Origin of the sequence: Streptomyces sp. 3MP-14, assembly GCF_006334905.2 — a bacterium.
Lineage (GTDB): Bacteria > Actinomycetota > Actinomycetes > Streptomycetales > Streptomycetaceae > Streptomyces > Streptomyces triticirhizae.
Window position 1 is genome coordinate 1 of record NZ_VDLZ02000032.1, and the last position, 4,845, is coordinate 4,845.

General features: G+C 71.4%; 3 protein-coding genes and 2 pseudogenes. All 5 read left to right on the plus strand.

Annotation, left to right across the window (positions count from 1 at the left end; all coding sequences use genetic code 11):
• Positions 1–146, plus strand: a pseudogene (locus FH609_RS30670) (ATP-binding protein); the annotation flags it as partial.
• A gap of 425 nt (positions 147–571) precedes the next feature.
• On the plus strand, positions 572–3,493 hold the full coding sequence (locus FH609_RS30675; RefSeq protein WP_139675778.1) for a nitrate- and nitrite sensing domain-containing protein: 2,922 nt from the start codon (positions 572–574) through the stop codon (positions 3,491–3,493).
• Positions 3,494–3,503: 10 nt separating this feature from the next.
• Positions 3,504–3,917 (plus strand): roadblock/LC7 domain-containing protein, encoded by a 414-nt coding sequence (locus tag FH609_RS30680; protein WP_062206445.1) that lies wholly within the window; start codon positions 3,504–3,506, stop codon positions 3,915–3,917.
• Positions 3,918–4,021: 104 nt separating this feature from the next.
• Positions 4,022–4,684 carry a DUF742 domain-containing protein gene (locus FH609_RS30685; protein ID WP_139675776.1) on the plus strand — a complete coding sequence of 221 codons (663 nt, stop codon included), beginning with the start codon at positions 4,022–4,024 and terminating at the stop codon, positions 4,682–4,684.
• Positions 4,665–4,845 (plus strand): annotated as a pseudogene (locus tag FH609_RS30690) (ATP/GTP-binding protein); the annotation flags it as partial. The gene FH609_RS30685 and the pseudogene FH609_RS30690, both read left to right, overlap by 20 nt.

Consider the following 4,845-nt stretch of genomic DNA (forward strand, 5'->3'; position numbering starts at 1 on the left):
AGCCGTACTCTCCGGAGGAGGTGCGGGAGGCGTTGCAGATCGGTCCTGACGCGCCGATCATCACGACCGACGCGCGGCATCGCGCGGAGGCGAAGAGCGCGTTGATCACCCTCGTCGAACACGCCCTGTTGGCCCGGTTGCACTGACCGCCACCGCTGGCTCGCCCTGTGTTCTCGCCCACGTCCCACGGGAGTTCGTAACGATTCGGTCGATGGTCCCCCCGCGCGATGTCTACGCGTGGCAAGCGTTCCGTTTCGCTCCGCGTGCGAGTTCGCCACCGTATGTCGCCTCTGAGGTGCGATGCCCGAATTGGGGTGCCTCGTCTCGGCTGAAAACGGACGACCGGGGGGATTGGAAACTCTTCCCCAAGCGTGCTGGAATCCACACGACTCCACAGTCATGGCGGCCGGCCCCTGTCGGCCGTCACTGTCGAGAGGTGAGATAGCCAGTGAGCCGCAGCAGCGCGACTCCCCCGAACCCGGGGGCCGACCACCCGGGCGACGCGGGGGAGGCGAAGGACGCCCACAACGCCCGCCCGGGCGACGCCGATCCGTCCGGCGTGCCCTCGGGGATGGCGACCGGGTCCCGGTTCGCCCCGCGCAACTGGCGGGTGGCGACCAAGCTCTACGCGATCCTGATGATCCCCGTGGTCATCGCGCTGGTGCTGGCGGGGCTGCGGGTCAGCGCCTCCCAGTCCACCTGGCGTGAGGCGCAGGACGCCGAACGCATAGCCGAACTGGTCCGCGCCTCCACGGCGTACGCCCACGCGCTGATCGACGAGCGGGACGTCACCGCCGAGCCGCTGCTGGAGGGCAACCGCGACGCGTCGATCGTGGGCGAGGCGCATCGGGTCACCAACGCGGCGCGCGACGAGTTCTACGCGCGCTGGGAGGACGCCCCGCACACCGAGAGCCTCCGCCACCGCATGGAGGGCGTCACCGAGGCCGAGCCGCAGCTGGAGGCGCTGCGCCAGCGCGCCTACACCGAGCAACTCCCGGCGGTGGAGACCGAGGAGGGCTATGTCGCGGTCCAGCACCCGCTGATGTCGTTCGCCAACGAACTGGGCCTCGGCACCGACAACCTCACCTCCTACGGCCGCACCGTCTACGCCGTCTCGCTCTCCAAGGCGGCCAGCTCGCTGCAACGCGCCATCGGCACCCACCTGTTGGTCGCCCCCGGACCCGGCGACTCCGCCCGCCAGCTCCAGCTCACCGCGTTCAGCTCCTACGCCTACCTGGAGGAGATCGCCAAGGCCGAGTACGGCTCGGCCGGCACCCCTGAGGACGTCGAGCGGCTGGAGGAACGGCTCTCCGAAGCCGGCCAGCAGGCCGCCGTCGAGGCGCCCAACGCCTACAGCCTGCCGGTGATGGTCCAGCTGATCGGCTCGGGCGCGAGCCCGGAGGAGCTGGCGGCGCAGGGCCTGACCCCCGAGGCGTGGTTCGCCTCCGCCACCGCCGAGTTCGACGCCTACCGCGACATCGAGCAGGACCTCGTGGACGCGGCGGTGGCCGAGGCCGGCGACGTCGCCTCGACGGCCCGCACCGAGATGTTCGTCAACTCGGCCGCCGTGCTGGCCGCCCTGCTGCTCGCCTTCGTCGTCGCCGGCCTGATGGCCCGCTCGATGAGCCGGGACATGCGCCGGCTGCGCGCCGCCGCCTTCGAGGTCGCCGGCCGCCGCCTGCCCGCCGTCGTCGACCAGCTCTCCCAGGTCAACCCGGGCCGGGTGGACACCGCCGTCACGCCCATCCCCATCACCAGCAGGGACGAGATCGGCGAGGTCGCCCGCGCCTTCGACCAGGTCCACCGCGAGGCCGTGCGGCTCGCCGCCGAACAGGCGCTGCTGCGCGGCAACGTCAACGCCATCTTCACCAACCTCTCCAGCCGCAACCAGGGCCTCATCGAACGCCAGTTGGGCCTCATCTCCGAGCTGGAGTCCCGCGAGGCCGACCCCGAGCAGCTGGAGAACCTCTTCAAGCTCGACCACCTGGCCACCAGGATGCGGCGCAACGGCGAGAACCTGCTGGTCCTGGCCGGCGAGGAGCTGGAGCACCGGTGGAACCAGCCGGTGCCGCTCGTGGACGTGCTGCGCGCGGCCGCCTCCGAGGTGGAGGACTACAGCCGCATCGAGACCACCGGCGTTCCCCCGTGCGAGATCCACGGCGCGGTCGTCAACGACCTGGTGCACCTGCTGGCCGAGCTGCTGGAGAACGCCACCAGCTTCTCCTCGCCGCACGCCAAGGTCAGGGTCACCGCCACCCGGCTGCCCGACGCCCGGGTCATGATCGAGATCCACGACAAGGGCATCGGGCTGAGCCAGGAGGACTTCGCCGAGATCAACCGCAGGCTCGCCGCCCCGCCGGCCGTCGACGCGGCGATCTCGCAGCGCATGGGCCTGTTCGTGGTCGGCCGGCTGGCCTCCCGGCACGGGATCAGGGTCCAACTTCGGCCATCCGGCGAGCAGTCCGGCACCACCTCGCTGGTGATGCTGCCCGAGTCGATCACCCACGGCGGCGGGGGCCAGATCCCCGAGCAGGAGGAGCGGTTCACCGTCTCCCGGATCATGCGCCAGGACGGCATCTCGGCCGCCGAGCGCGAGGCCGGGCTGCGTACCGCCGCCGAACTCGGCTTCGACGACTCGCGCTACGCCGACGCCCGCCCCGACGCCCGCCCGGTCGAGGCGCAGCCGGCGCCGCAGCAGCTGCCCGCCGGCGCGGCCGGAGGGGGCCAACTCCCGAGCGACCCAGGCGACACCATGCGCCTGGACCTGCGCGCCGAACCGCGACCCGACGCCGGCCCAGCGCCGGCGAACGGCGACTGGAGCCAGGCCCAGCAGGGCGGTTGGCCGGCCGCCGCGCCCAACGGCGAGTGGGCCGCGCTGGCGCAGCCGGCGCACCGGGCCCCGGCGCCCCAGGGTCAACTGCCGCCCGCCGACGGGTACCCCGCAGGTGGGAACCCCGAAGGGACGTGGCAGGGCGGCTACGGAACCGCCGCGTCCCACTCCCAACAAGCCTCGTTCGACGCCTTCTCGCGGGCCGCCGATTCGGGCCAGGATGGTCCCGGGAACGGCGCGCAGCGCGTAGGCTTCCCTGCGGCGGGCCCGGTTGGGGCTGATCGGGACCCGGCGACCGACCAGGGGCTTCCCCGTCGTGTACCACGTCACCAGCAGCGGCCCGAGGAGGAAACGGCACAGGGCCAGGGGTTGGAACCCCAGCCCGAGGCACCGCGTTGGGAGCGCGGGCCGCGCCGCGAGGAGCGCACCGGCGGCACCACGTCGTCCGGGTTGCCCAAGCGGGTGCCCAAGGCCAATCTGACGGAACACTCTTCCTCCGAGTCCGCCCCCGGTGGACCGCAGGTTTCCCGCGACCCCAAGGATGTCCGTGGTCGGCTGAGCAGCCTGCGTCGCGGGGTACAGCAAGGTCGCGGCGCGGGCCGCGACGCGCAGAACGACGAACGGGGCCAAGGTCCCGGTCACACCTACGAGCAGGAGCGTTAGTGTGAGCCCGATGAGCCAGGCGGCGCAGAACCTCAACTGGTTGATCACCAGCTTTGTGGAGAACACCCCGGGGGTGTCGCACACGGTGGTGGTGTCCGCTGATGGTCTTCTTCTGGCGTTGTCCGAGGGGTTTCCGCGGGATCGTGCGGATCAGTTGGCGGCGGTGGCCTCGGGGCTGACGTCGTTGACGGCTGGTGCGTCGCGGATCTTTGAGGGTGGTGCGGTGAACCAGACGGTGGTGGAGATGGAGCGGGGGTTCCTGTTCATCATGTCGATCTCGGATGGTTCGTCGTTGGCGGTGTTGGCACATCCGGAGGCCGACATCGGTCTGGTGGGTTATGAGATGGCGTTGTTGGTGGATCGTGCCGGTACGGTCCTGACGCCCGATCTGCGTGCGGAACTCCAGGGAAGTCTGCTCAACTAGCGGGCTCCGTGTGCGGATTGGGGCCGCGCACCATAGGGTGCGGGGACGAGGTTTGGCGGTGAACGCGGTATCCGTGGACAGCGAAGGCAGTCGGAGGAGGAATTGTGGCAACGCCCCTAGGCGGACCATACGGTGACGAGTACCCAGGGCAGCCGCACGACGGCGGGCGCCCGGGGCGCTTCAACTTCCCCTCCGCGCCCAGCGGCGGACAGCAGCGGCCGGCGCCCGAGCGCCGTCCGGCGCCGGAGCCACCCGCGCATCCGAGGGCACCGCACCCCGAGGCGCGCCCCACGCCCCCGTCCGGGAGCGCCCATTCGGCGGACGCCGGCGCCCGAAGGCGCCCCGAGCCCACCGTCTCGGCCCCGGCCGACGACTGGTCGGTGCCCCGGGCCGGCAACCGCCGCCGTCCGCAGGAGGGTGAGGCACCACAGCCGCTGGTGCGTCCGTACGCGATGACCGGCGGCCGGACCAGGCCGCGTTACCAGTTGGCGATCGAGGCGCTGGTGTCGACCACCGCCGATCCGATGCGGCTGCAAGGGCAGCTGCCCGAGCACCAACGGATCTGCCAGCTGTGCTACGAGGTCAAGTCGGTCGCCGAGGTGTCCGCGCTGCTCGCCATCCCGCTCGGAGTCGCCCGGATTCTGGTGGCCGACTTGGCCGAGGCCGGGCTTGTCGCCATCCATCAGCCGGGCCATGACGGGGAGCCCGGCGGTCAGCCAGATGTGACACTGCTCGAAAGGGTGCTCAGTGGACTTCGCAAGCTCTAACGAGGCGGGTCTCTCCGCGCCGTCCCGTTCGACCACGTCCGCGAAGATCGTGATCGCGGGTGGGTTCGGCGTGGGTAAGACCACGTTTGTGGGGTCGGTGTCGGAGATCAATCCGCTGCGGACCGAGGCGGTGATGACGTCCGCGTCGGCGGGGATCGACG

What these genes read in the sequence shown, in the direction of transcription:
- FH609_RS30675 (WP_139675778.1), top strand. Translation starts at nt 572, where the DNA reads ATGGCGACCGGGTCCCGGTTCGCCCCGCGCAACTGGCGGGTGGCGACC.
- FH609_RS30680 (WP_062206445.1), top strand. Translation starts at nt 3,504, where the DNA reads ATGAGCCAGGCGGCGCAGAACCTCAACTGGTTGATCACCAGCTTTGTG.